The organism is Streptomyces sp. NPDC023541, assembly GCF_055559995.1.
This window is the reverse complement of sequence record NZ_JBVHJO010000005.1, coordinates 205,893-229,324: the sequence shown is the minus strand read 5'-3', so window position 1 is coordinate 229,324 and position 23,432 is coordinate 205,893. Positions and strand designations below refer to the sequence as shown.

General features: G+C 71.7%; 21 protein-coding genes and 1 pseudogene. 18 read left to right on the top strand and 4 right to left on the bottom strand.

What is annotated here, in order from left to right; translation table 11 throughout:
* Positions 1-12: 12 nt before the first annotated feature.
* Positions 13-765 carry an RNA polymerase sigma factor gene (locus ACZ3X1_RS14590; RefSeq protein WP_467280050.1) on the top strand — a complete coding sequence of 251 codons (753 nt, stop codon included), beginning with the start codon at positions 13-15 and terminating at the stop codon, positions 763-765.
* Complete coding sequence (locus ACZ3X1_RS14585) at positions 765-1,811, top strand: hypothetical protein (protein WP_467279919.1); 1,047 nt, start codon at positions 765-767, stop codon at positions 1,809-1,811. Before ACZ3X1_RS14590 ends, ACZ3X1_RS14585 begins: the two co-directional genes overlap by 1 nt.
* Before the next feature lie 344 nt (positions 1,812-2,155).
* Here the strand turns inward: ACZ3X1_RS14585 and ACZ3X1_RS14580 are convergent, their stop codons facing one another.
* Entirely contained in the window at positions 2,156-3,028 is an 873-nt protein-coding gene (locus ACZ3X1_RS14580; protein WP_356811430.1) for a L,D-transpeptidase family protein, read from the bottom strand.
* Between the two features lie 179 nt (positions 3,029-3,207).
* Here ACZ3X1_RS14580 and ACZ3X1_RS14575 point away from each other — a divergent pair, with 179 nt between their 5' ends.
* Complete coding sequence (locus ACZ3X1_RS14575) at positions 3,208-4,788, top strand: acyl-CoA mutase large subunit family protein (RefSeq protein ID WP_467279917.1); 1,581 nt, start codon at positions 3,208-3,210, stop codon at positions 4,786-4,788.
* Positions 4,789-4,833: 45 nt separating this feature from the next.
* The gene (gene leuE / locus ACZ3X1_RS14570) at positions 4,834-5,487 is read left to right on the top strand and encodes a leucine efflux protein LeuE (protein WP_467279915.1); all 654 of its coding nucleotides are present in this window, start codon (positions 4,834-4,836) and stop codon (positions 5,485-5,487) included.
* Between the two features lie 6 nt (positions 5,488-5,493).
* On the opposite strand, the gene ACZ3X1_RS14565 is transcribed toward leuE, so the two are convergent.
* On the bottom strand, positions 5,494-6,828 hold the full coding sequence (locus ACZ3X1_RS14565) for a polysialyltransferase family glycosyltransferase (protein WP_467279912.1): 1,335 nt from the start codon (positions 6,826-6,828) through the stop codon (positions 5,494-5,496).
* Positions 6,828-7,808: a glycosyltransferase family 2 protein gene (locus ACZ3X1_RS14560; protein ID WP_467279910.1), complete on the bottom strand. Its 981-nt coding sequence runs from the start codon at positions 7,806-7,808 to the stop codon at positions 6,828-6,830. Before ACZ3X1_RS14560 ends, ACZ3X1_RS14565 begins: the two co-directional genes overlap by 1 nt.
* Before the next feature lie 177 nt (positions 7,809-7,985).
* On the opposite strand from ACZ3X1_RS14560, the gene ACZ3X1_RS14555 reads away from it, so the two are divergent.
* From ACZ3X1_RS14555 to ACZ3X1_RS14490, 14 genes and pseudogenes are all read left to right on the top strand, one after another.
* Positions 7,986-9,353 (top strand): DUF6716 putative glycosyltransferase, encoded by a 1,368-nt coding sequence (locus ACZ3X1_RS14555; protein ID WP_467279908.1) that lies wholly within the window; start codon positions 7,986-7,988, stop codon positions 9,351-9,353.
* Positions 9,350-9,721 (top strand): annotated as a pseudogene (locus ACZ3X1_RS14550) (acylneuraminate cytidylyltransferase family protein); the annotation flags it as partial. The gene ACZ3X1_RS14555 and the pseudogene ACZ3X1_RS14550, both read left to right, overlap by 4 nt.
* Positions 9,722-10,147: 426 nt before the next feature.
* Positions 10,148-11,056 (top strand): N-acetylneuraminate synthase family protein, encoded by a 909-nt coding sequence (locus tag ACZ3X1_RS14545; protein WP_362625338.1) that lies wholly within the window; start codon positions 10,148-10,150, stop codon positions 11,054-11,056.
* A gap of 208 nt (positions 11,057-11,264) precedes the next feature.
* Positions 11,265-12,458, top strand: a complete 1,194-nt coding sequence (locus ACZ3X1_RS14540; RefSeq protein ID WP_467279906.1) for a hypothetical protein — start codon at positions 11,265-11,267, stop codon at positions 12,456-12,458.
* A 136-nt stretch (positions 12,459-12,594) separates the two neighbouring features.
* Positions 12,595-13,839, top strand: coding sequence for an amidohydrolase (locus ACZ3X1_RS14535; RefSeq protein WP_356811487.1), 1,245 nt, complete (start codon positions 12,595-12,597; stop codon positions 13,837-13,839).
* Positions 13,840-14,068: 229 nt separating this feature from the next.
* On the top strand, positions 14,069-15,127 hold the full coding sequence (locus ACZ3X1_RS14530; protein ID WP_467279904.1) for a BMP family lipoprotein: 1,059 nt from the start codon (positions 14,069-14,071) through the stop codon (positions 15,125-15,127).
* Positions 15,128-15,358: 231 nt separating this feature from the next.
* Complete coding sequence (locus ACZ3X1_RS14525; protein ID WP_356811486.1) at positions 15,359-17,017, top strand: ABC transporter ATP-binding protein; 1,659 nt, start codon at positions 15,359-15,361, stop codon at positions 17,015-17,017.
* Positions 17,014-18,129, top strand: a complete 1,116-nt coding sequence (locus ACZ3X1_RS14520; protein WP_030822807.1) for an ABC transporter permease — start codon at positions 17,014-17,016, stop codon at positions 18,127-18,129. Before ACZ3X1_RS14525 ends, ACZ3X1_RS14520 begins: the two co-directional genes overlap by 4 nt.
* A complete protein-coding gene (locus ACZ3X1_RS14515) occupies positions 18,126-19,388 on the top strand; it encodes an ABC transporter permease (RefSeq protein ID WP_356811422.1) in 1,263 nt (420 codons plus the stop codon). Before ACZ3X1_RS14520 ends, ACZ3X1_RS14515 begins: the two co-directional genes overlap by 4 nt.
* The gene (locus ACZ3X1_RS14510; RefSeq protein WP_030764376.1) at positions 19,385-19,783 is read left to right on the top strand and encodes a cytidine deaminase; all 399 of its coding nucleotides are present in this window, start codon (positions 19,385-19,387) and stop codon (positions 19,781-19,783) included. Before ACZ3X1_RS14515 ends, ACZ3X1_RS14510 begins: the two co-directional genes overlap by 4 nt.
* Positions 19,784-19,883: 100 nt before the next feature.
* Positions 19,884-21,161 (top strand): thymidine phosphorylase, encoded by a 1,278-nt coding sequence (locus ACZ3X1_RS14505; RefSeq protein WP_467279901.1) that lies wholly within the window; start codon positions 19,884-19,886, stop codon positions 21,159-21,161.
* A gap of 97 nt (positions 21,162-21,258) precedes the next feature.
* Complete coding sequence (locus tag ACZ3X1_RS14500) at positions 21,259-21,435, top strand: hypothetical protein (RefSeq protein WP_467279899.1); 177 nt, start codon at positions 21,259-21,261, stop codon at positions 21,433-21,435.
* A gap of 15 nt (positions 21,436-21,450) precedes the next feature.
* Positions 21,451-21,849: a Uma2 family endonuclease gene (locus ACZ3X1_RS14495; RefSeq protein ID WP_467279897.1), complete on the top strand. Its 399-nt coding sequence runs from the start codon at positions 21,451-21,453 to the stop codon at positions 21,847-21,849.
* Between the two features lie 96 nt (positions 21,850-21,945).
* Positions 21,946-22,281 (top strand): STAS domain-containing protein, encoded by a 336-nt coding sequence (locus ACZ3X1_RS14490; RefSeq protein ID WP_467279895.1) that lies wholly within the window; start codon positions 21,946-21,948, stop codon positions 22,279-22,281.
* Here ACZ3X1_RS14490 and ACZ3X1_RS14485 read toward each other — a convergent pair.
* Complete coding sequence (locus ACZ3X1_RS14485) at positions 22,168-23,178, bottom strand: sigma-70 family RNA polymerase sigma factor (RefSeq protein ID WP_467279891.1); 1,011 nt, start codon at positions 23,176-23,178, stop codon at positions 22,168-22,170. The genes ACZ3X1_RS14490 and ACZ3X1_RS14485 overlap by 114 nt on opposite strands.
* Positions 23,179-23,432: the final 254 nt, after the last annotated feature.

Sequence of the window (23,432 nt, the reverse complement as noted above, 5' to 3'; positions counted from 1 at the left end):
GGGTTGGGGACTTTGCTGGGGGACGACGCGGAGCTGACCGCCGCGGTGCTCGCGGCACAGGACGGCGACGAGAACGCGTTCCGTGCTGTGTACCGCGCCGTGCACCCACGCCTGCTCGGTTACGTACGCACGCTCGTCGGGGACGGCGACGCCGAGGACGTGACCTCCGAGGCCTGGCTGCAGATAGCCCGCGACCTCGACTCCTTCACCGGCGACGCCGACCGCTTCCGCGGCTGGGCCGCCCGGATCGCCCGCAACCGGGCCCTGGACCACATACGCATGCGCGGCCGCCGGCCCGTCATCGGCGGCGACGACACCGAGCTGACGAGCTGGGCCGCCGAGTGCGACACGGCCGGCGCGGCGATGGAGTCCCTCGACACCGGGCGCACCATGGCGCTCATAGCCCAGCTGCCCCAGGACCAGGCCGAGGCCGTCGTGCTGCGGGTGGTGGTCGGCCTCGACGCCAAGAGCGCGGCCGAGACCCTGGGCAAGCGGCCCGGCGCCGTCCGCACCGCCGCGCACCGCGGACTGAAGAAGCTGGCGGAACTGCTCGCCGCGCAGGGCGCGGACAGCGGCTTCGAGGCCGGTCCGGGCACCGGCGACAAGGCGGGCGTCACGGTCGGCCATAATGCCGATGGCCATGCGTGGGACGGCGGGGGCGGGAGGGATCTCGACGCCGTACCCGCACAGCGTGGCCGGGGCGGGAGCTACGCGGAACAAACCGGTGTGACGCATTCACGTTGGCGGACGCAGAAGGACATGTGATGGCCGACGAGCGCGACAGGTGGCTGGACGAGGCCGCGGCGGAAGCATTCCTGCGCGGCGGACCGACGGAACCTGCGGGGCCGGCCGCCGACACGCGTGCCGCGATGGAGGCCGCCCGGCTGCGGGCCGCCCTGGACGCTCTGGCCGCGATGGCGGTGCCGGCGCCCACGGGCACGGAACTGCCCGGCGAGGGCGCGGCGGTGGACGCCTACCGCGCGGCGCGCGGCGCCGTGCGCCCCACTGCCGTGCGCCCCACTGCCGTGCGCCCCGCCGCCGTGCCGTCCGCGGCCGACGGGTCCGGTGAACCCCTGGTCGACCTCGGCCATGTCATCCCCGCGCCCGCGCCCGCCCGCCGGCGGGCCCGGACCGTGGGCTTCGGCCTGGCCGCGGCCCTCGCGAGCGTCGCCGCCGGCGGACTGGCCGCGGCGGCCGGCGCCGGGCTGCTGGACCGGTCCCGGCACGACACCGCCGGACCCGGGCCGGCGATGTCCGTCAGCGCCGGCGAGAGCCCGGTCCCGGGCGTCGGCACCAGCGCCCCGACCCTCGCTCCGAAGCTGCTGCCCACCCCGCTGCCGGACGGCTCGAACCCGGCGTTCGCCCCCGTGGCGCCGTCGCCGGGCCCGGACGGGCGTACGACACCCGGCACCGTGGCGGGCCCCGACGCCTCCGCGGGCACCACCACGACCGGCGGCGCGGGCAAGGACGGCCAGGACGACCGCAGCGGTCCGGGCGACCTCGAAGGCAGCCGCGACACCCTGGGCGCCGGGGAACTCGCCAAGGACCGCCAGCGCGAGCAGGACAGCCGCCTCAAGGCGGACCTCTGCCAGGAGTACCGCAAGGGCCGCCTCAACGACGACCGGCGCGAGCGGCTCTCGCGTCTGGCCGACGGGCTCCTTCGGATCCCGGCCTACTGCGCCACGGTGCTGGACGGGGAGTCCGACGGCACCAAGCGCCGCGACGCCCCGCTGGAGGGCGGGACGCTCCGGGCGCCGTCGATGTCACCGGCGGTCCCGCAGGGCTCCACGCCCCTGCGCGCGGTCCGCTGAAACGTGCGCTGACCCGCCTGTAACACTTTTCGAACCGGTGACGCAGTACTTATCGAGCCGACTGGTCATCGGCCGCGCATGAGCCGGGGTTCCCCCCGTACCCCTGGGCTCTGCGCAACCGGCGCGGGCGGGGCACGTTCCCCCGGCCCTGCCCGCGCCCTTTACTTCGACCCGTTCAACGGGACAGGCCGTCCGTTCCGCGACACGCCGCTACGGCGGGTCGCGGAAGGGACGGCCTGATGTGTTTCCCCGGCCCGGGGCCGGCTGCGCGGTCGGGCCCGGCGGTGCGGTCGGGGCCTGGTCGGGGCCCGGATCCCGGGCCCCCGGCGTCACCCTTTGCAGGCTCACCAGTAGACGACGACCTTGTCGCCCACCTGCACGTCGTCGAAGAGCTTCGACAGCTTGCCCTTGTCCCGGACGTTCACGCAGCCGTGCGAGGCGCCGGCGTAGCCGCGGGCAGCGAAGTCCGCGGAGTAGTGCACCGCCTGGCCGCCGCTGAAGAACATCGCGTACGGCATCGGCGTGTGGTAGATCGTCGACGTCCACTCCTTGGCCTTCCAGCCCACGTTGAACACGCCCTCTCGGGTCGGGGTGTTCTCCGAGCCGAAGCGCACGTCCATCGTCGAGATGACCTTGCCGTCGATCATCCAGGCGAGGGTGCGGCTCTCCTTGCTGATGCACATGACGCGGCCCGTCATGCAGCGCGGGTCCGGTGCGGCGACCTCGTTGACGGTCGGCGGGCGCAGCTCGTCGGCGGTGGGCTTCTTGCTGGAGTTCTGGATCTTCTTCCAGGTCTTCTCGTCGACCCCGCCGGTCGCGTCCAGACCGTTCTTCGACTGGAAGGACTTCACCGCGGCCGTGGTCTTCGAGCCGTAGAAACCGGTCGGCGCCACCGTCATCAGCTTGAGCTGCTTCAGACGGGCCTGCAGCTCGCGGACCTGCTCGCTCTCGTCGCCGTTGGCCATGATCTGCTTCACCGAGGGCGAAGGCGAGGCCGACGGGGAGGCAGAGGCGGACGCCGAGGCCGACGGCGAGGGCTCACCGGGCTTGTTGTCGGCGGTCGGAGAGGCTTCGGGGGTGGCGCCCGCCGTGGGCGTTGACGGTGCCGCGGAGGAGGAGCCGGCCGACTCCGTCTTCTGCGGACCGCAGGCGGTCGCGGCGAGCGCGACGGCGGTGGCCACCCCGATCGTGCGGATTATGACTCTCTGGCGCTGCATTGCAGTCCCCCGGTTTCTACGTCGTGTATCTAGGTGATGCCTGGCGCGCGTGGAGAGTTGCACAGGGTCCCGGGATGTTGCGCCATTGTGACCAGCAACCGTCCGCAGCCTGACGAAGCGACGCGCGGGCAAGGTTGTATCAGCCCCGGGCCCGGTTGCTCTACGGAGGACTTCGTCACATGGCAAGCACGGAGAGCGGAATCCCGATCGAACCGGTCTACGGCCCGGGCGATCTGACGGAATGGGACCCCGAGGTCCAATTGGGTGCACCTGGGGACTTCCCCTACACCCGAGGGATTTATGCGAACATGTACACCGGTCGGCCGTGGACGATGCGGCAGTACGCCGGTTTCGGCACGGCCACCGAGTCCAACGCCCGCTACCGGCAGCTCATCGCGGGCGGTGGCACCGGGCTGTCCGTCGCCTTCGACCTGCCGACCCAGATGGGCCACGACTCCGACGCGCCCCTCGCCCACGGCGAGGTCGGCAAGGTCGGGGTCGCCGTCGACTCGCTCGACGACATGCGGACGCTGTTCGACCAGATCCCCCTCGACCGGGTCTCCACCTCCATGACGATCAACGCGCCCGCGGCGCTGCTCCTGCTGCTCTACCAGCTGGTCGCGGAGGAACAGGGCATCCCGGGCACGCAGCTGACGGGGACGATCCAGAACGACGTCCTGAAGGAGTACATCGCCCGGGGGACGTACATCTTCCCGCCCGGCCCCTCGCTGCGGCTGACGGCCGACACCTTCCGCTACTGCCGGGCCGAGATCCCCCGGTGGAACACCATCTCCATCTCCGGCTACCACATGGCCGAAGCGGGGGCCTCGCCCGCGCAGGAGGTGGCCTTCACCCTCGCCGACGGCATCGCCTACGTCCGTACCGCCCTCGCGGCCGGGATGGCGGTCGACGAGTTCGCGCCCCGGCTGTCCTTCTTCTTCGTCGCCCGCACCACCCTGCTGGAGGAGGTCGCGAAGTTCCGTGCCGCCCGGCGGATCTGGGCCCGCGTCATGCGCGAGGAGTTCGGGGCGCGGGATGCGAAGTCGATGATGCTGCGCTTCCACACCCAGACCGCCGGGGTCCAGCTCACCGCGCAGCAGCCCGAACTGAACCTCGTACGCGTCGCCGTGCAGGCACTCGCCGCCGTGCTGGGCGGCACGCAGTCACTGCACACCAACTCCTTCGACGAGGCGATCGCACTGCCCACGGAGAAGTCGGCCCGCCTCGCGCTGCGCACCCAGCAGGTCCTCGCGTACGAAACGGACGTACCCCACACCGTGGACCCCTTCGCCGGGTCGTACGCGGTGGAGCGGATGACGGACGAACTGGAGGCGGCGGCCATGGCGCTGATGCGGCGGGTCGAGGAGCAGGGCGGGGCGGTGGCCGCGATCGAGGCCGGCTTCCAGAAGGCGGAGATCGAGCGGAACGCCTACCGCATCGCACGGGAGACCGACAGCGGCGAGCGGGTGGTCGTCGGCGTCAACCGCTTCGCGCTGGAGCGCGAGGAGCCGTACGAGCCGCTGCGCGTGGACCCCGCGATCGAGGAGCGGCAGCGCGCGGCGCTGGCGCGACTGCGGGCGGAGCGCGACGGGGCGGCGGTGGCGGCGGCGCTCGGGGCACTGCGGGAGGCGGCCGCGGGCACGCAGAACGTTCTGTACCCGATGAAGGAGGCGCTGCGCGCGCGGGCCACGGTGGGCGAGGTGTGCGGGGCGCTGCGGGAGGTGTGGGGGACGTACGAGCCCAGCGGTTCCACATGGTGAAACCCATTCGACTGTCAGGTGTGTCCTCATGGGACACTCCTGCCCATGCTGGGTGTCACCGATCTGCCGACGTACCTCGCCGGCCTCGTCCTGATCATTCTGTTGCCGGGACCGAACTCGCTCTACGTGTTGTCCGTCGCCGCCCGCCGCGGTGTGCGCACGGGCTACAAGGCCGCCGCCGGGGTGTTCACCGGTGACGCCGTGCTGATGGCGCTGACCGCGGTGGGCGCCGGGGCGCTGCTCCGGGCGAGCCCGCTGGTCTTCACCGTGGTGAAATTCCTCGGCGCCGGGTACCTGGCCTGGCTGGCCGTCGGGATGATGCGGGGCGCCTGGGCGCTGTGGCGCACGCGCCAGGACCGGGACGGGGCGCGGGCAGACGCCGGCCCCGCCGACCCGGCCGGGAACGAGCGGCCCTACCGCCGTGCCCTGCTGATCAGCCTCCTCAACCCGAAGGCCATCCTCTTCCTGATGTCCTTCTTCGTGCAGTTCGTGGAGCCGTCCTACGCCTACCCGGCACTGTCGTTCCTGGTCCTCGGCGGGCTGCTGCAGACCGGCAGCTTCCTCTACCTGACGCTGCTGATATTCGGCGGCACCCGCCTCTCGGAGGCCTTCCGCCGCCGCAAGCGGCTGTCGGCCGGGGCGACCTCGGCCGCGGGCGTGCTGTTCCTGGGCTTCGCGGCCAAACTGGCCGCCGGCTGAGACCCCTCAGCCGGCGACGCGGCGCAGGGTCCGGGCCATGCGCCGCACCGTCCGGCTGCGCGGCAGGAACGACAACCGGGCGGGGATGCCGCCCGGCAGGCCCAGCGTCGTCAGCCGGCGCCGCGTGAAGTACCGCCGGGTGGCGGGCGTCAGATGCGCGGCCAGGTACGCCTCGGCCGCGGCCCGGTGGGCGGCCAGGATCTGCGGCTGCATCGTGAACCCGACGGCCGTCAGCAGCCCGGCCCGCTCCGCTCCCGCCCGCCCGACGGACGCGGGCGTCCACGCGCGGACCGCCTCCGGGTCCGCCAGGTCCGGCAGTAGCGAGTCCACCAGTGCCAGCGGTACCCGGTTGCTGTTCTGGTACGGGGCCAGGCGGGCCAGCACGGCCCCGGTGCCGGTGCGCGCGACGGGCAGACCGTACAGCGTCGCGGCGGTCAGCAGGCCCGTGGAGAAGCAGCCGACGACCAGCGCCGGGCGCAGCCGCCCGTAGAGCGTCTCGGCCGGCACCGGGCTGCCGGCCACGGTGAGCCGGGCGCCGAGCCGTTCGGCTTCCGCCGCGGCCCGGTGGGCGTACTCGGCCGGCGCGCTGGGGTGGGGCTTGAAGACCAGCTCCCGGTGGCCGAGGGCGAAGGCGCCCCGGACCATCGAGGCGTGCAGCTCCTCCTCCTCGTCCGCGGTCATCAGGTCGAGCGCCGAGAGGTACTGGCCCAGCAGCAGGGCCGGAGACTTCCCGACGCCGTCCAGGTCCGTACCGTGCGGGGGGAGCTCCGCGAGGACCCTCAGGAAGGACTCCGCGGGCACCAGCTCCAGCCGCGCCCCGAACTCCGTCAGCAGCAGCGGCTTCAGGCCGGGCACCAGGTCCAGGTGGAGCACCCGCCGTACGCGCATCCCGAGCTGCGGGTCGAGGCGGAAGCGGGTGGGGCCGTAGCTCATCAGCCCGTCGGCGTAGACGTCGACCGCCGCGCCCGGGAAGAGCCGGCACAGGGACTGGGCGGGGGGCACCTGGAGGGACTCCACGACCAGCTCGACCCGGTCCTCGCCGAGGCCCCACAGGGTGCGCAGCTGCCGCTCCCAGATCGGGACGTCCTCGGCGCGCGGGGCCCAGGTGCTCGGGTGCTGCGGCTCGATCACGGCGTTCCAGTCGAGCACCTCGTCGAAGCGGGTGCGCAGGGCGGCGAAGCCCGGCATGCCCGCCACTCCCGGGGTCACCTCGGCGGTGACGGCGTGGTTGCTGGTGAGCAGGATCCGGCGGCCCGCGGGCGGGAAGCAGCCCGCGTCGACACCCGCCGCGAGCGTGGCCGCACCGTAGAGGGTGGAGGCCAGGAAGATCTGCGTGAGCATCAGGCGGTCGCCCCCGACGGGGTGCGGCGGCTGCCGCGCAGGCGGCGCAGGACCGTGGAGCGCTCGACGTCCATGGAGTCCAGCACCTGGTCCAGCACGTCCTGGGGCATGCGGCCGAGCGCGGCCGCGCTCATGAGGCGGAGTTTCTTGGCCACGGCCGGTTCGTACCTTTCGATGGACCCGAAATGGTGCGCGATGATTGCGCAATACGTTCGGATGGATTTCGGGAGCAGGAGATCGGATTCCCGGTCGGTGTCGACGTCGGCGAGGACCTGGTCGAATGCCCGGATGAAATCGAGCTGCCGTTCGTCCTTGATCTGCGTCAACGAGGTGGAAACCCCGCGCCGGTAGAAGACCCCCGGCAGTCCGACCGCCGCGAAGGACCCGGCCTCCCGGTGCAGCCGCCAGATCCACGGCCGGTCCTCCGCCGTGCGCAGCCCGTCGGTGAAGTGCAGCAGGCCGCGGTCCAGCAGCCGCCGGTGGTACATGCCGGCCCAGGCGTACGGATAGTCCACCGCGGTCGCCCGGTCGGCGGGCAGGATCGCGCCGCGCGGATCGGCGACGACGGACTGCGGACCGAAGGGGACGCGCTGCACGCTCCGCGTCCGGCCCGTGCAGCGCACATGGTCGGTGCGGATGAAATCGCAGCTCAGGGACTCTATGGCGGCAAGCATCCGGGCGAGGTGGCCGGGGGCCAGCCAGTCGTCCCCGTCCAGGAAGGCGAGGTACTCGCCGCGGGCCGCCTCCAGCCCGGTGTTCCGTGCGGTGGCCAGGCCGCCGTTGCGCTCGTGTCTGAGGTGCACCGCCCCCGGCAGCTCGCGCGCCGCCCGTTCCAGCAGGTCGGGCGTCCGGTCCGTCGAGCAGTCGTCGACGAGCAGGAACTCGAAATCCTCCCGGGCGTTCAGTTCGAGACTCTTCAGGGCGTCCGGTGCGTATGTCTGCACGTTGAAGAACGGCACGACGACAGAGAGCTTGGGCACCCGCGAGACATTAGGACGCCCGCCCGGCATTCGCTGTGGCCCGGGTGCGGATTTCACGTGAACGGCGCGGGGCGGGCGGGTTAACCCGTGCGCTTTCGCATCCAGTCGATGCGTTGTTAACCAGCTGTTGTGCGTTCGTTGGGCCGATCACCGAAATTGCGCAATAGCTTCTGCCGCGTGCCAGAACGCAAACGCGTCGCCGTACTCGCCGATTCCGACACGAGATGGAAATGGGGCGCATCGACCGCCCGCCGTCTCGTGCCCGACCACCGGCTCACCGGATACCTGCTGCGCGGCCGTGCCACGCCCACCGCGCGCCAGCTCGGCGAGGTGGGGGTGCGGGCCGACCGGCTGGCCGAGGTGACCTGCGCCGAGTTCCTCGCCGAGATCGGACGCGAGCACTACGACGTGGTCGTCCTCGCGCTCGTCGGCGGGGCCGTCCAAGCGGTCCTGCACGGCGCCCGCGCCCTGTGGCCGGCTCCCGCCAGGCGCCCCGTCCTCGTCACCGGCTACGTCGGAGTCGTGTACGAGAAGCTCGCCGACGGGCTGCTGCTGCGGCACGGGGCCGACCTCGTCCTCGCCAACTCCCGCCACGACGCGGAGCGCTTCCGCGCCGTGTACGAGGGGGTCGGCGCGGACGCCGGCGCCGTCACCGAGACCGCGCTGCCCTTCTTGGGCGGGGCGCCGTACGAGCCGGCCGGGCGCCGGGCCCCCACGGTGGTCTTCGCCGTACAGCCCTCCGTACCCGACAACCGCGCCGACCGCGCCTACCTGCTGGAACGCGCGGCCCGCCACGCCCGGCTGCACCCCGAACGCGAGGTGCTGGTCAAACTGCGCAGCAAGCCCGGGGAGCACACCACGCACCTGGAGGAGCAGCCCTACCAGCGGCTCGCCGAGCGCGTCCCGGGCGGACTGCCCGCCAACTGCCGGCTGGTGTACGGGAACATGAGCGAGGTGCTGGACGGCACCGACCTGCTGGTCACCGTCTCCTCCACGGCCGCCCTGGAGTCCCTGCACCGCTCCGTACCGACGGCGGTCCTCACCGACCTAGGCATCCGCGAGGCCCTCGGCAACCACCACTTCCTGGGCTCCGGGTGCCTGGCCTCCTGGGACCAGCTCGACTCCGGGCTGCTGCCCGAGGGCGACCCGGTCTGGCTCGCCGCCCACGGTGTACGGCCGACCGGTACCCCGGTCCCGGCCGGCCCGGCCCCGGAGGCCCCGGAGGCCGCGGCGGGAACGGCCGCGGACGGTGACGCCTACGCCGTCGCCCGGGCCAAGGTCGCCGGACTGCTGGCCGCGGCCCGGCTGCCCCCGCCCGCCCCCTACTACACGCCCACCACGGCGCCCGGATACCTCCCCGGCGTCCTCGCCCGGCACCGCCTCGCACCGGACGGCACCCCGCTGCCCGGCGCCGCACGGCCGGAGGCGGGGGAGTCCCGGCTGCGCCGCCGGCTCCGCGCCCACCTGCGCGAGGCCGCCCGCGGGGCGTACCGCCACGGGGTGCAGCGCGTCGCCCCGGTGATCCGAAGGCTGGGGGAGCTGTGAGGGTCCTCGCCGTCATCCCCGCCCGCGGCGGCTCCAAGGGGGTCCCCGGCAAGAACCTCGCCGACGTCGCCGGCACCCCGCTCGTCGCCCGCGCCGTCCTGGCGTGCCGGGCCGCGCCGAGCGTCACCGACGTGGTCGTCTCCACCGACTCCGAGGCCATCGCCGAGGCCGCCCGCGCCGCGGGCGCCGACGTGATCGCCCGCCCCACCGCCCTCTCCGGCGACACCGCGAGCAGCGAGGCGGCCGTCCTGCACGCGCTCGCCGCCTTCGAGGAACTGCACTCGCTCACCGTGGACGTGGTCCTCCTCGTCCAGTGCACCAGCCCCTTCCTCGCCGCCTCCGACGTCGAGTCGGTCGCCGTGGCCGTCACCACCGGGGCCGCCGACTCGGCCCTGACCGCGGCCTCCTTCCACGGCTTCCTCTGGCGCGACGACCCCGACGGCCACGGGACCGGGGTCAACCACGAGCCCGCGTACCGGCCCCGCCGCCAGGACCGGCCGCAGGACCTGCTGGAGACCGGCGCCGCCTACGCCATGGACGCCGCCGGCTTCCGCACCGCCCGCCACCGCTTCTTCGGCCGCACCCTGCCCGTCCCCACCGACCCCGCCCGGGTCCTGGAGATCGACGACCCGCACGACCTGGCCCGCGCCCGGCTGCTCGCCCCGCTCCTCGACCCGCTGCTCGACCCGCGCCCCGGCGCCCCCGCAGCCCCGCGGGCCGACGCGCACACCGCCCCGGACCCCGACCCGCAGCCCACACCCCGTACACCCCCGCACCGAAGGACGCCCACTGCCATGACCTCCCACCCCGACCCGCGCCTGCGCACCTTCGGAGCGCGCACCGCCGGCCCCGGCCGCCCCGTCTACGTCGTCGGCGAGATCGGCATCAACCACAACGGCGACCTCGGCAACGCCTTCGCCCTCATCGACGCCGCCGCCGAAGCGGGCTGCGACGCCGTGAAGTTCCAGAAGCGCACCCCGGAGATCTGCACCCCGCGCGACCAGTGGGACATCGAGCGCGACACCCCCTGGGGCCGGATGACCTACATCGACTACCGCCACCGCGTCGAGTTCGGTGAGGACGAGTACCGCGCCGTCGACGAGCACTGCGCCAAGCGCGGCATCGACTGGTTCGCCTCCCCGTGGGACACCGAGGCCGTCGCCTTCCTGGAGAAGTTCGACGTCCCCGCCCACAAGGTGGCCTCCGCCTCCCTCACCGACGACGAACTGCTGCGCGCCCTGCGCGCCACCGGCCGCACCGTCGTGCTGTCCACCGGCATGTCCACCCCGCACCAGATCCGCCACGCCGTCGAGGTGCTCGGCAGTGCCAACATCCTCCTCTGCCACGCCACTTCGACGTACCCGGCCAAGGCCGAGGAGCTCAACCTGCGGGTCATCAACACCCTGCGCGACGAGTACCCCAACGTCCCGATCGGCTACTCCGGCCACGAGACGGGCCTGCAGACCACCCTCGCCGCCGTCGCACTCGGCGCCACCTTCGTCGAGCGCCACATCACCCTCGACCGCGCGATGTGGGGCTCAGACCAGGCCGCCTCCGTCGAGCCGGGAGGCCTGGCCCGCCTGGTCCGCGACATCCGCACCATCGAGACCGCCCTCGGCGACGGGGTCAAGCGCGTCTACGAGTCCGAGCTCGGCCCCATGAGGAAGCTCCGCCGCGTCCGCGGCGAGCTCGCTCCCGTCTGAGGGCTGTCCCGTAATCCCCGGCGGGCGCACGACGGCAGCCACGGCACCTCGCCGCGTTGTCGGAACGCCCGGACACGCCCGGTATCAGGACGCTCTCCGCCTTGCGGTGCACCGCATCTGACGCCGCGCCTGATCCACCGGGGATTACGGGACAGCCCTCAGGCCGTCTCTTCCGGATCCTGCCGGGCCCCCAGACAAAGGAGTACGTGTGAGCACCTCCGCCTCCACCCTGGCGCTCGTCGAGAGCCCGGTCCAACTCCTCAACGTGCTGGAGTGGGCGTACGCGCGCGCCGCCGCGCCCGGCAGACCGCTGTTCGGCGTCCCGAGCCAGCGCCCGCGCCGCGCCGGGCGGAACGCGCGGGCGGAGCCCGGCCCGCGCCCGGCGGGCGCGCTCGAACCCGTGCGGATCGTGGTGCTGCCGCCCACCGACCCCATGTCCCGCGGCCAGCTGCGCCGGATGGCGGCACTGGCCCGGGACGAGGGGTGCGAGGTGCGGTGGCAGGAGGCGCGCGGCAGCCGGCTCGCCCCGGTGAAGGCGCTCGCCGCCCTGGCACGCGACGTCCGCGCGGCGCGCACCGTCGTCGTCGGCGACCCCTTCTCCCGCTACGTCCAGCTCCTGCTCACCCTGGTGCGCGCCGAGGAGCTCGTCGTGGTCGACGACGGCACCGCCACCATGGAGTTCGTCGCGCAGACCGCCCGCGGCGAACGCCTCGTGCGCTGGCACCGGGTCGGCGGCGGCGGGCTGCCGGGCCGCGTCCGCGAGCTGGCGTACGCGCCCGTCTCCGCGGCCGCTCGGCGCCGCTTCGTCCCGGACCGGTCCGGCGCCGGCGCCCACCCGGAGCCGGGGCGGGCACACCGCGTCGAGGTGTTCACCTCCATGCCGGTCGCCCCGCACGGCGGGATGGCGCTGCGGCCCAACGAGTTCGCCTGGACCCGCGCCCGCTTCGGCCCGCCCCGCCTCACCAAGGGCACCGACCTGGTCGGCACCTCGCTCGTCGAGACCGGCGTGGTGGACCCGGACCGCTACCTGGACGCGGTCCGCTCCCTCACCCTGGAGCACGGCGCCACCCGCTACTTCGCGCACCGCCGCGAGTCCCCGGAGAAACTGCGCGCGCTGAGCCGGGCGACCGGGCTGCAGATCGTACGCCCGGACCTGCCGCTGGAGCTGATCGCGCGTCGTGGTCCCGTCGGCCGGACGGTCCTCAGCTTTCCGTCCACGGTCGTCCACACGCTGCCCTACGCCCTGACCGGTACCGGTGTCACCGTCGCCGTGTGCGACGTCGACCCGGCCTGGCTCACCGGCTCCGCGTCCCCCCGCGCGCGCAGCTTCCTCGCGGGGGTCACCGACACCGCTCGTGATGTGCACAGACTGCCCGCACAGGCGGCGCCCACGGCCGGATGAGCGCGCGAGTTTACCCCCGCGTCAACCCGGTCATGCGTCCAGAGGCGGTGTTTCTTTCCCCTAACGGCATGAACTTTCGTGATCCCCGGTCAGTTGACCCATCCGTGCGCCTACCCTTCAACGGGTGAACCAGTTGATGTCCCGCGAGTCCCAGACCCTCCAGCCCGTCGCGTCCGACCGGCCCGAGCTGCCCGGCAAACTTCCGGACCACCTGCGCACCGAACTGATCGCCTTCCGCCGGGACTTGCACATGCACCCGGAGCTCGGACACCAGGAATTCCGCACCACCGCGGCGATCAAGGCCAGGCTTGAGGAAGCCGGCCTGCGACCACGGGTCCTGAAGTCCGGCACCGGCCTGATCTGTGACGTGGGCACCTGGGACGGAGGCCGGCCGATGCTGGCCCTTCGCGCGGACATCGACGCCCTGCCCATCCCGGACGCCAAAACGCACGTCTCGTACCGCTCGACCTCCCCGGACCGCGCCCACGCCTGCGGCCACGACGTGCACACCGCCGTCGTCCTCGGCGCCGGCCTCGTCCTCGCCGAGCTCGACCGCCAGGGTCTCCTGCCCCGGCCCGTACGGCTGCTCTTCCAGCCCGCCGAGGAGGTGCTGCCCGGCGGCGCCACCGACGCCATCGAATCCGGGGTGCTGGACGGCGTGGGCCGGATCGTCGCCGTCCACTGCGACCCCCGGGTCGATACCGGGCGGATCGGACTGCGGCCCGGCCCCATCACCTCCGCCTGCGACCGGCTGGAGGTCAGCCTCACCGGATCCGGCGGGCACACCGCCCGGCCGCACCTGACCACCGACCTGGTGACGGCCGCCGCCCGCGTGGCCGTCGACGCCCCCGCGCTGCTCGCCCGCCGGATGGACGCCCGTTCCGGCATGTCGGTCACCTGGGGCCGGATCGAGTCCGGGCACGCCTGCAACGTGATCCCGATGCACGCCGAGCTGTCCGGAACCGTACGGTGCCTGGACCTGGCCGCCTGGCACGAGGCGCCGGACATGATCCACGCGGCGATCGACGAGATCGCGACCATGCACGGGGCCAAGTTCGAGATCAACCACGTGCGCGGGGTGCCGCCGGTGGTCAACGACCCGGTGATCACGGAACTGCTGCGCGAGGCGATGGGGGCCCGGCGCGGCGCCGAGTCGGTCGAGGACACCGAGCAGAGCCTGGGCGGGGAGGACTTCTCCTGGTACCTGGAACACGTGCCGGGCGCCATGGCCCGCCTCGGGGTCCGCACGCCGGGCGACACCGCCAAGCGCGACCTGCACCGCGGGGACTTCGACGTGGACGAGGACGCGATCGCCGTCGGGGTCGAGTTCTTCACGGCCGCCGCACTGATCGACGGCCGCCGCACGCCGCCCTCCAGGTAGCGATCCGGCCGGACTGCTTACAACATCGGCGAGCCTCCCGGCGGGCGTGTCCAGCCCTTGGTACACAAGGGCTGGACGTCCTGGCAGTTACCGATCGGTCACTGTCCGGTTCGCGACGATCCGATAACGACTCATGAACGGGCCTTTAACTGACATCTACGCGCGTTACGATCGCCGCGAAACCAGCGCCGGTCGTGGCGCTTCGGTCAGGTTTTGAAGGAGCCTCCCCTTGCGCCGGATCACCAGGATCGCCACCGTGGGCATCGCGTCCGCGGCGCTGGCCCTCTCGGCCACCGCCTGTGGCGGAAAGAAGTCCTCTGACGCCTCCTCCTCCCCCTCGGAGTCGGGTCAGAAGTCCGCAGCCATCGCGTACGACATCGGTGGCCGCGGCGACCAGTCGTTCAACGACGCCGCCTACGCCGGTCTGAAGAAGGCCGAGACCGACCTGAAGATCAAGGGCGCCGAGGCGGAGCCCACCGACGGCGAGGGCGAGGCCGACAAGGTCCAGCGCCTCACCGAGCTCGCCCGCAAGGGCAACAACCCGGTCATCGGCGTCGGCTTCGCCTACGCCCCGGCCATCAAGAAGGTCGCGCCGAAGTTCCCGAACACCACGTTCGGCATCATCGACGACACCTCGGTGACCGGCCCGAACGTCGCCAACATGGTCTTCAACGAGGAGCAGGGCTCCTACCTGGCCGGCGTCGCCGCCGCCAAGGCGTCCAAGAGCGGCACGGTCGGCTTCATCGGCGGTGTCGAGGTCCCGCTGATCAAGAAGTTCGAGGCGGGCTTCGCCCAGGGCGTCAAGGACACCAACCCGAACGCCAAGGTGCTCTCCGCGTACCTGACCCAGCCGCCGAACTTCGACGGTTTTGCCAAGCCCGACCTGGGCAAGGCCGCCGCGCAGGGCCAGCTCGACGCGGGCGCCGACGTGATCTACGCCGCCGCCGGCCTCGCCGGCTCCGGCGCCATCGAGGCCGCTTCCGCCAAGGGCAAGTGGGCCATCGGCGTCGACTCCGACCAGTACAACCAGGCCGGTCTGGCGAAGTACAAGGACTCCATCCTGACCTCGGTCACCAAGGACGTCTCGGACTCCGTCTTCAACCTGATCAAGTCGGTCGAGGACGGCAAGCCCACCACCGGTGAGATCCGCTACGGCCTGGACAAGGACGGCGTCGGCCTGGCCGACTCCAACCCGAAGTACAAGGAGATGACCGACGTCATCGCCGCGGTGGAGAAGGCCAAGGCCGACATCATCGCCAAGAAGATCACCGTCAAGACCGCCCCGTAAGGCAGTCCCTGACGTGTAGTCCTGGTCTCCGGGGTCCGGGAAGCGGTCGACATCGCTCCCGGGCCCCGAGCCACGTTCTGTGATCACTAGTCTGTGACCAAGTGGCCGTACTGGCCGCGAGTTTTCACTTCCGACAGTGCTACGCGCGTAGAAGCATCGTGGACGCGATACTTTCACTCCCCGCCCTGTCCCCCCTGCCTTCCGCTCCTTTCGCGCCAAGGAGAGTGCGTCATCAACGCGTCCAGCCCGCCCCCCGCCGTAGAACTGCACGGCATCACAAAGCGCTTCCCCGGCGTCGTCGCCAACAAGGACATCGCGATCACCGTCCGCAAGGGCACGGTCCACGCCCTGATCGGTGAGAACGGCGCCGGCAAGTCGACTCTGATGAAGATCCTCTACGGCATGCAGAAGCCGGACGAGGGCACCATCGCCATCGACGGGGAACAGGTCGCCTTCAACACGCCCGGCGACGCCATCGCCCGTGGCATCGGCATGGTGCACCAGCACTTCATGCTCGCCGACAACCTCACCGTCCTGGAGAACGTCGTTCTCGGCGGCGAGAAGCTGTACGGCATCGGCGCCAAGGCCCGCAAGAAGATCATGGAGATCTCGGACGCGTACGGCCTCGGGGTGCGCCCCGACGCCCTCGTCGAGGACCTCGGCGTCGCCGACCGCCAGCGCGTGGAGATCCTCAAGGTCCTCTACCGCGGCGCGAAGATCCTCATCCTCGACGAGCCGACCGCAGTGCTCGTGCCGCAGGAGGTGGACGCCCTCTTCGACAACCTGCGCGAGCTCAAGTCCGAGGGCCTGACCGTCATCTTCATCTCGCACAAACTGGGCGAGGTGCTGAAGGTCGCCGACGACATCACCGTCATCCGGCGCGGCACCACGGTCGGCACCGCCGACCCGAAGACCGCCACCCCCAAGCAGCTCGCCGAGCTGATGGTCGGTGCGGAGCTGCCCTCGCCCGAGACCCGCGAGTCGACCGTCACGACCGTCCCGATGCTCCAGGTGACCGGGCTGACCGTCGCCGCCGGCGACGCCGTCGTCGCCGAGCCGGAGGTCCTGGTGCCCGCGGCCCCCGCGGACTCCGCGGCCCACGAGAGCGTCGAGGCCGGCCGTCTCCTGCTGGACGACGTCAGCCTCACGATCCACAAGGGCGAGATCCTCGGCATCGCAGGTGTCGAGGGCAACGGCCAGACGGAGCTGATCGAGGCCCTCATGGGCATGATGGCCCCCGACGCGGGCGTCATCACCCTGGACGGCGCGGACATCACCAAGATGTCGGTGCGCAAGCGCCGTGAGGGCGGCATCGGCTACATCCCCGAGGACCGCCACCGCCACGGCCTGCTGCTGGAGTCCCCCCTCTGGGAGAACCGCATCCTCGGCCACGTCACCGAGGCGCCCAACTCCAAGAACGGCATCCTCGACCCGAAGGCGGCCCGCAAGGACACCGAGCGGATCGTGCGCGAGTACGACGTGCGCACGCCCGGCATCGACGTCACCGCGGCCTCGCTCTCCGGCGGCAACCAGCAGAAGCTGATCGTCGGCCGCGAGATGAGCCACAACCCGAAGTTCCTCATCGCCGCCCACCCCACGCGCGGTGTGGACGTCGGCGCGCAGGCGCAGATCTGGGACGCGATCCGCGAGGCCCGCCGCGAGGGCCTGGCCGTGCTGCTGATCTCCGCCGACCTGGACGAGCTCATCGGCCTGTCCGACACCCTGCGTGTGATCTACCGCGGCCGCCTGGTCGCCGACGCCGACCCGGCGACCGTCACCCCCGAGGAGCTCGGCACCGCCATGACGGGCGCCGCCTCGGGGCACCTGGAAGCAACCGACAACCACTCCGCCGCTGCCGACGGTGACACGACGGAGGACGAGGCCCGATGAAGAAATTCGACAAGGACCGGCTGCTGCTCGCCATCGCCGGGCCCCTGCTCGCGCTGGTCAGCGCCTTCGTGCTGACCATGATCGTGCTGGCGGCGACGGGCATCAACCCGATCGAGCCGCTGCGCATCATGGTCGAGAACGGTGGCTACGAGGACGTCCAGATCCTCATCGTCAACCAGGCCGGCACCTACTACCTGGCAGCCCTGGCCGTCGCCATCGGCTTCCGGATGAACCTCTTCAACATCGGCGTCGACGGCCAGTACCGCCTCGCCGCGATGATCTCCGCCGTGGTCGGCGGCGCCATCGCGCTGCCCGGCCCGCTGCACATCCTGCTGATCGTGGTCGTCGCGATGCTGACCGGTGCCTTCTGGGCCGGTATCGCGGGTGTCCTCAAGGCCAAGCGCGGCGTGAGCGAGGTCGTCTCGACGATCATGCTCAACGCCATCGCCACGAGCCTCATCGCCTGGCTGATCCTGCCGAAGAACCTCGGCGTGCAGGTGGAGGGCTCCAACGACCTCACCACCGGCGAGATCGCCCAGTCGGGCTGGTTCCCGGCCCTCTCCATGGGGGACTCGGGCGAGATCTACGGCTTCACCTTCATCGCCTTCGCCCTCGGCGTCGTCTACTGGTTCGTGCTCAACCGCACCCGCTTCGGCTTCGACCTGCGCGCCAGCGGCGCGAGCGAGTCCGCCGCCGCGGCCTCCGGTGTCGACTCCAAGAAGATGATCATCACCGCGATGCTCATCTCCGGCGCCGTCGCCGGCCTGTCCGGCATGCCGGTGCTGCTCGGCGAGAGCCACACGTACACCCTCGTCTTCCCCGTGGGTGTCGGCTTCACCGGCATCACCATCGCCCTGCTCGGCCGCAACAGCCCCGTCGGCATCTTCTTCGCCGCCCTCCTGATGGCCTTCATCGACAAGGCGTCCGCCGGCCTCGACACGGCCGGCTACGCCAAGGAGATCGGCACGATCATGAAGGGCCTGATCGTGATCGCGGTGGTCGTCTCGTACGAGCTCATCCGCCGCTACGGCATCCGGCGCCAGCAGCAGAAGGTCGGCGAGGAGCTGGCCGCGGGCCACGCCATGAAGACCGAGAAGGAGGTCGCGGCGTGAGCGCCAGCACCGTTTCCACGAAGAAGGCGGCGCCCGCCCCGGGCGGCCGCAAGAAGCTCACCCTGCCGTGGATCCTGCTGATCATCGCGGGCGGCCTCGCGCTGGTCTCGCTGGTCCGCGTGATCTCCGGCGCCGACGACCTGACCTCCATCGGCCAGGTCTCCGGCGCCCTCTCCCTCGCCGTGCCGATCGGTCTCGCCGGTCTCGGCGGTCTGTGGGCCGAGCGCGCGGGCGTGGTCAACATCGGCCTCGAAGGCATGATGATCCTCGGCACCTGGTTCGGTGCCTGGGCGGGCTACCAGTGGGGCCCGTGGACCGGTGTGCTCGTCGGCATCGCCGGCGGCGCCGTCGGCGGCCTGCTGCACGCGATCATCACGGTCACCTTCAACGTGAACCACATCGTCTCGGGTGTGGCCGTCAACATCCTCGCGCTGGGCTTCACCCAGTACCTCTCGAACTTCACGTTCGCCGAGGCGCCGGGCGGCTCCTCCAAGCAGTCCCCGCAGGTCGAGCCGATCGCCAAGATCACCATTCCGGGGCTCTCGGACTGGATGGCCGACCTCCAGGCCAAGCACTGGTTCTTCGTCTCGGACCTCGCCGGCGTCATCGGCGGCCTGATCACCGAGATCTCGCTGCTGACCATCGTGGCCCTGCTGCTGATCCCCGCCACCTGGTGGGTGCTGTGGCGGACCTCCTTCGGTCTGCGCCTGCGCTCCTGCGGTGAGAACCCGATCGCGGCCGAGTCCCTCGGCGTCAACGTCTACAAGTACAAGTACATCGCCGTGATCGTCTCCGGCGCCCTCGCGGGCCTCGGCGGCGTGTACCTGTCCGAGGTCGCCAGCCCCATCTACCAGGAGGGCCAGACCGGCGGCCGCGGCTACATCGGTCTCGCCGCGATGATCTTCGGTAACTGGATGCCGGGCGGCATGGCCCTGGGCGCGGGCCTGTTCGGCTTCATCGACAGCCTCAAGCTGCGCGGTGGCGCCGAGAACGTCCACGCGATGCTGCTGCTGATCGCGATCCTGCTGGTCATGGTGTGCGTCTGGCAGCTCTACAAGAAGAAGTACATCCAGGCCGGCATCTCGGCGGCCTTCGCCGTGCTGCTGTTCCTCTGGTACGCGCTGACCGACGCGGTGCCGAGCCAGTTCGTCGACGCGGCCCCGTACCTGACCACGCTGCTCGTGCTCGCCCTGTCGGCGCAGCGCCTGCGGATGCCCAAGGCGGACGGCATGCCGTACCGCAAGGGCCAGGGCAAGTGACCGCGGAGCCCGCGGTGGACTGGGACGTCCTGCGGACGCACGCCCGGGACGCGATGACCCGGGCGTACGCCCCGTACTCGGGCTTCCCGGTCGGGGTCGCCGCCCTCGTGGACGACGGCCGCATCGTGACCGGCTGCAACGTCGAGAACGCGAGCTACGGGCTGGGCCTGTGCGCCGAGTGCGGCCTGGTCTCCTCCCTCCAGGCCACGGGCGGCGGCCGCCTCACGCACTTCACGTGCGTGGACGGCAAGGGCGAGATCCTCGTCCCGTGCGGACGCTGCCGCCAGCTGCTGTACGAGTTCGGCGGCGACGAGCTGCTGGTGGAGACCCCGGACGGGGTCCTGCCGCTCGCGGCGATGCTGCCGCAGGCCTTCGGGCCCGACCACCTGAGATAGCCGTGCCGACGGCCCTTCGCCCTGCCGGGCGGAGGGCCGTCGCACTTCCTTTCCCCGAACCCCTCTCTCCTCTCTCTATGCGCGTAGAAGGAAGCACCTCATGGACGTCATCTCCGTCATCCGGACCAAGCGGGACCGCGGTGAGCTGAGCCCCGAGCAGATCGACTGGGTCATCGACGCCTACACCCGCGGTGTCGTGGCCGACGAGCAGATGTCCGCGCTGGCCATGGCCATCCTGCTCAACGGCATGAACCGGACCGAGATCGCCCGCTGGACCGCGGCGATGATCGCCTCCGGCGAGCGCATGAACTTCGACGCGCTGTCCCGTCCGACCGCCGACAAGCACTCCACGGGTGGCGTCGGAGACAAGATCACCCTTCCGCTGGCCCCGCTCGTCGCCGCGTGCGGCGCGGCCGTGCCGCAGCTGTCGGGCCGAGGCCTCGGCCACACCGGCGGCACCCTCGACAAGCTGGAGTCCATCCCCGGCTGGCGCGCGCTGCTCTCCAACGACGAGATGATGCACGTCCTCGACACCACCGGCGCGGTCATCTGCGCGGCGGGCGACGGCCTGGCACCGGCCGACAAGAAGCTTTACGCGCTGCGCGACGTCACCGGCACGGTCGAGGCGATCCCGCTCATCGCCTCCTCGATCATGTCGAAGAAGATCGCCGAGGGCACGGGCTCGCTCGTCCTGGACGTCAAGGTCGGCACCGGCGCCTTCATGAAGAACATCGAGGACGCCCGCGAGCTGGCCCGCACCATGGTCGGCCTCGGCACCGACTCGGGCGTCAAGACCGTCGCACTGCTCACCGACATGTCCACCCCGCTCGGCCTGACCGCCGGCAACGCCCTCGAAGTCCGCGAGTCGGTCGAGGTCCTCGCCGGCGGCGGCCCCGCCGACGTCGTCGAGCTGACCATCGCGCTGGCCAAGGAGATGCTGGACGCGGCGGGCATCAAGGACGCCGACCCGGCGAAGGCCCTGGCCGACGGCTCCGCGATGGACCACTGGCGGCGGATGATCGCCGCCCAGGGCGGTGACCCGGACGCGACCCTCCCGGTGGCCCGCGAGCAGCACGTCGTCACCGCCCCCGAGTCAGGCGTCCTGACCCGCCTGGACGCGTACGGCGTCGGCGTCGGCGCGTGGCGCCTCGGCGCGGGCCGCGCCCGCAAGGAGGACCCGGTGCAGGCGGGCGCCGGCATCGAGCTGCACGCGAAGCCGGGCGACACCGTCACGGCCGGCCAGCCGCTGATGACCCTGCACACGGACACCCCCGAGAAGTTCGACTACGCCCTGGCGGCGCTGGAGGGCGCCTTCGACATCGCCGCGGCGGGCACGGCCTTCACCGCCACGCCGATCGTCCTGGACCGCATCGCCTGACCTGCGGCTTCCCTTACGGGTGAACGGGACCGGTGGACCCCCGCCGGTCCCGTTTCGACATGCTGGGATCGGTGACGAACCGATTGAGGAGCACACCATGAGCGCACTCACCGTCCAGCAGGAGCCGCGGGGCGGCGACAGCTGGGAGGGCCTCGTCCGCCTCTGGGAGGAGACGGACTGGCCCGAGGGCTGCAGGGTGGAGATCATCGCGGGGATCATCACCGTGGCACCACCGCCCGGCAACCACCACAACTACATCGCCGTCAAGGTGTAGCGGGCTCTGACGCCCTTGCTGCCGGAGGGTTGTGAGATCTACCAGACCCTCAACGTGGCGGTTCCGTCCCGTAGCGGGCTCTTCATTCCGGACCTGGTCGTCGCCTCCGACGAGGTGGTCCTGGAGGACGCCAACTCCGTGCCGGGGGCCGCCGCCGAATTCGTCGTCGAGATCACCTCGAAGTCGAACGCGGTCAACGACCGCGTCGCCAAGCTCCACGGTTATGCCACCGCCGGTATCCCGCTGTATCTGCTCATCGATCCGCACGCGACCGGAGAACCCGCGATCCACCTGTACGGCGAGCCCGCGAACGGTACGTACCGCCTGCTGTGGTCGGGCAAGTTCGGCGAGACCCTCAAGCTTCCGGAGCCCTTCGCCGTGGCGATCGACACCTCCGCCTTCCCCCGCCCCTGAACCCGGAGCACCGGCAGGGCCCCGCCCGGTCGTGGTGCACCCCGTCACTGTCCGGCCGTGCCGATGAGTTCCGGCGGGCCCGGGAGTCATCACCTCGTGGAGACCACCCGACTCGTGCTGCCCGGACCCGACCCGACCGCGCGTGACGCCGTACTGCTGTGCGCGCGCCTGGCCCGCCTGTACGAGGACGGGGCGCGCGCGGTGGTGTGCGACGCGCGCGCCGTCACCGAACCGGGGCTGGCCCATGTGGAGGCGCTGGCACGGCTGCGGCTGACGGCGAGGGGACGGCCGCTGCGGGTGATCGGTGCCGGGGACGGGCTACGCGCCCTGCTGGACCTCGTAGGACTCGTCGAGCTGCTCGGGGAGGCCGAAGAGCGGGAACCACCGGGCCGTGTCCAGGAAGGCGTTGAGGCCGACGATCCTGCCCCCTGAGACCTCCAGCACCTGCAGCGCCCACGGGGTGTGCCCGGGCCCGCCGTCCTCGCGCGGGCGGTACTGGCCGAAGGCCGGCATGCCGTTCGCGGTCGTCGGGACGAGGCGGGAACCCTTGCAGCCGATGCCCTGGTTGAGGTGCCACGCCGCGATGTCCGCCTTGCCCTGCAGCCACAGGTCGAACGGAGGCATGGACAGGACGGCGTCCTCGTGCAGGAGCGTCGTGAGGCGCGAGATGTCGTAGGACTCGAAGGCGGAGAGGTACTGCTCCAGCAGCTTCGCCTGCTCCGCGTTCAACGGGTCGGCCGACTCGCTCTCGCGCAGCCGCTGCCCGGCGAGCGTGGCCCGCGCCCGCTGGAGCGCGCTGTTCACCGACGCCACCGTGGTGGCCAGCAGCTGTGCGACCTCGTCCGCCTTCCAGGCCAGTACCTCGCGCAGGATGAGCACCGCGCGCTGTTTGGCCGGCAGGTGCTGGAGCGCCGCGACGAAGGCGAGCCGTACGGATTCCTTCGCCAGCGCCGTCTCCGCCGGGTCCGCGGTCTGCGGCAGCACCCGGCCGTCGGGGACGGGCTCCAGCCAGGTCACCTCGGGCCGCTGGTTGAGCACGGCGGAGGACTGGTGCTGCGGGGCGGTCAGGTCCATGGGGCGGGCCCGCTTGTTCCCGGCGTTCAGCAGGTCCAGGCAGACGTTGGTGGCGATCCGGTAGAGCCACGACCGCAGCGAGGAGCGGCCCTCGAACTTGTCGTGGCTGCGCCAGGCGCGGATGTAGGTGTCCTGCACGGCGTCCTCGGCGTCGAAGGCGGAACCGAGCATCCGGTAGCAGTAGCCGGTGAGCTCCACGCGGTACCGGTCCATCGCCGCATCGAGGTCGCCGCTCGTGGTCGCGAGGTCGCTCATGTCGGTCCATCCCCCTGACGTTCGTGGCTACTTCGGAACCTACCGGAGGGGTCTGACAACGGCAGCCCGAAGCCCGCAGCGACCCAGGTCTATCGATATCAAGTATCTTGACGTCAAGATTTATGTGGTGCAGGCTTCCCCTGTATCTCGATGTTGAGATACTTCGACGGCGGGCGGGGAGGCCTGGAATGCGGCGCGGCGCGGAGATCCGGAAGGAACGGCGGCGGGGCGAACGGAAACCCGGCCTGCTGGCG

Coding starts and splice junctions, on each gene's coding strand:
- ACZ3X1_RS14585 (WP_467279919.1), top strand. CDS start 765: ATGGCCGACGAGCGCGACAGGTGGCTGGACGAGGCCGCGGCGGAAGCA.
- ACZ3X1_RS14580 (WP_356811430.1), bottom strand. CDS start 3,028: ATGCAGCGCCAGAGAGTCATAATCCGCACGATCGGGGTGGCCACCGCC.
- ACZ3X1_RS14575 (WP_467279917.1), top strand. CDS start 3,208: ATGGCAAGCACGGAGAGCGGAATCCCGATCGAACCGGTCTACGGCCCG.
- leuE (WP_467279915.1), top strand. CDS start 4,834: ATGCTGGGTGTCACCGATCTGCCGACGTACCTCGCCGGCCTCGTCCTG.
- ACZ3X1_RS14565 (WP_467279912.1), bottom strand. CDS start 6,828: ATGCTCACGCAGATCTTCCTGGCCTCCACCCTCTACGGTGCGGCCACG.
- ACZ3X1_RS14545 (WP_362625338.1), top strand. CDS start 10,148: ATGACCTCCCACCCCGACCCGCGCCTGCGCACCTTCGGAGCGCGCACC.
- ACZ3X1_RS14535 (WP_356811487.1), top strand. CDS start 12,595: ATGTCCCGCGAGTCCCAGACCCTCCAGCCCGTCGCGTCCGACCGGCCC.
- ACZ3X1_RS14520 (WP_030822807.1), top strand. CDS start 17,014: ATGAAGAAATTCGACAAGGACCGGCTGCTGCTCGCCATCGCCGGGCCC.
- ACZ3X1_RS14505 (WP_467279901.1), top strand. CDS start 19,884: ATGGACGTCATCTCCGTCATCCGGACCAAGCGGGACCGCGGTGAGCTG.
- ACZ3X1_RS14500 (WP_467279899.1), top strand. CDS start 21,259: ATGAGCGCACTCACCGTCCAGCAGGAGCCGCGGGGCGGCGACAGCTGG.
- ACZ3X1_RS14485 (WP_467279891.1), bottom strand. CDS start 23,178: ATGAGCGACCTCGCGACCACGAGCGGCGACCTCGATGCGGCGATGGAC.